Source organism: Staphylococcus sp. GDY8P57P (genome assembly GCF_017892585.1).
GTDB lineage: Bacteria > Bacillota > Bacilli > Staphylococcales > Staphylococcaceae > Staphylococcus > Staphylococcus borealis.
In genome coordinates this window covers 1-811 of sequence record NZ_JAESLK010000093.1, presented here as the reverse complement: position 1 = coordinate 811, position 811 = coordinate 1, and the positions used below count along the sequence as shown (strand labels likewise).

Annotated in this window: 1 protein-coding gene; it reads right to left on the bottom strand. The window is 30.9% G+C overall.

The features are described from left to right. Window positions 1-178: 178 nt before the first annotated feature. A partial coding sequence (locus tag KA878_RS13670; RefSeq protein ID WP_210142218.1) for an IS256 family transposase occupies window positions 179-811 on the bottom strand: 633 nt, incomplete at its 5' end.

Genomic DNA, 811 nt, shown 5'->3' with positions numbered 1-811 from the left:
TCGGAGTGGAGTATCGGGAGATGTGAGTTAAAGAAGTCAAGTCCATATGTTTGTGTAATATCTTTAGTATGTAATCAACCTTTGGTTTTTAATGAATCGAACAACTATATTTGTTTTGAAGTTTAAACAGATATAGTTGTTTGATCACTACTTATTTTTTTAAAAATAAGTAGCTTAATTAAGCGATAAATGGTCTGTTAGACTTATCAAATCTTTCTTGAATATCCATAAGTACTGCGCCAATTAATCTAAAAGCTGAATCTAGATTAGGGAATGTTTTAACTATTTTTTCTCGTTTTCTGAGTTGCATATTAATATTTTCAACTGAATTAGTAGTTCTTAGGTTTTTATGATGTTGAGCAGGAAATCTATAGAATTGTGAGGCATCTTCGAAGCCTTCATCCAATATTTTAATAGCTTCCACATACTTAGGATTACTTTCATATTGTGCAATGAATTCTTCTTTGAGCTGAACAGCATGACGATATGTTGGTGCTTGGAATATTGATTTAAGTAACATTCTAGCTTCTTTAGAGTTCTTTTTAGGAAATTTCTCTACAATATTTTTAAGAAAATGGAATGTACAACGTTGCCAAGATGAATCAATAAACTGTGACTTAATAGATTTAATAAGTCCAGAATGCGCATCAGAGATAATAAGTTCAGGTGTTGTTAAACCACGCATTCTTAAGTCTTCAAAAAACTCTGACCAAGCTAATTCTGACTCTTGATTAGAAATTTTAAAGCCAATAATGTCGCGTTTTCTATTTTCGTTGATACCCATAGCGATATAAACACCTTTAGAAACAAT